Origin of the sequence: Psychroflexus gondwanensis ACAM 44, from assembly GCF_000355905.1 — a bacterium.
In the GTDB taxonomy this organism is placed as follows: domain Bacteria; phylum Bacteroidota; class Bacteroidia; order Flavobacteriales; family Flavobacteriaceae; genus Psychroflexus; species Psychroflexus gondwanensis.
The window spans coordinates 1-1,001 of sequence record NZ_APLF01000062.1; the positions used below are offsets into that span (position 1 = coordinate 1).

Consider the following 1,001-nt stretch of genomic DNA (forward strand, 5'->3'; position numbering starts at 1 on the left):
AGCTTATATACGGTGTTGAACTAATCCTCGTACCTCGGAAGCTTTTTAGTTAGTTATAAAAATACATTAACTTACTTAGTTCACAAAAACTAGTAGAAGATGTATTTAAAAAAAAGTCAAAACGATTTTAGAAACGGCCTTAGACCAAGTTCCCGACTTTAAAGAACTTGCCCTTACTTTAGAAAAAAGCTTTGCCATCAATGGTAAAACAAAAAGCACCTTAAACAATTACTTGCGCTGCCTTGCTCACTTGGCTATTTACTATAAATCCAGCCCAGTCCACCTTAGTGAAGAAGAGATCAACGACTACTTATTCCACTGCCAGAACCTACACAACACGCCTTCCGAAAGCTTTTTTAAACACACCATCTATGGTCTTCGATCTGCTTACAAAGTGATGGGAATGGATAAAAAGCGAATCCAGCTTCCACAAATAAAAAGGCAGAATGATCTTCCCATTGTGCTCAACAAAAAGGAGGTTCGCGAGTTATTAAAGGCTCCTAAATACCTAAAACATCAATTGATGTTAGCTATGCTTTATGGTTGCGGATTGCGCAGTTATGAGCTTTGTAATTTGTTGCAGGCTGATATTGACTTTGAGCGTAAAACGGTATTTGTTAGAAAACAGAAAGGAAAAATAGACCGCTACGTTCCCTTGAGTGCTCATTTAATTAGAGGCTTACAAAAATATTTTAAAACAGAAAATCCTGTAAAACATGTTTTTAATAGTCAGAAGACCACAGACGCTCTGCCAGGACCGATCACCACAAGAGCGCTCCAATGGGTTATTAAAGAATGTCGTCCTAAGGTAAACACACAAAAGAAGTTCACAGCCCACACACTTAGACATTCCTACGCCACCCATTTGCTAGAAGATGGGCTCAATATTATGTGTTTAAAAGAACTTTTAGGACACGCTCATATAGAAACCACCATTGTGTATTTGCAAGTGTCCAATTCTGGAAGTTCGGTTAAATTCAGTCCCCTGGATACCTTGTTTG

At 38.3% G+C, this 1,001-nt stretch carries 1 protein-coding gene; it reads left to right on the top strand.

Going from position 1 to position 1,001, the window contains the following annotated elements:
• Positions 1–232: 232 nt before the first annotated feature.
• Positions 233–1,001, top strand: a 769-nt coding sequence (locus PGOND44_RS14915; RefSeq protein ID WP_003447947.1) for a tyrosine-type recombinase/integrase, incomplete at its 3' end; no start/stop codon positions are given.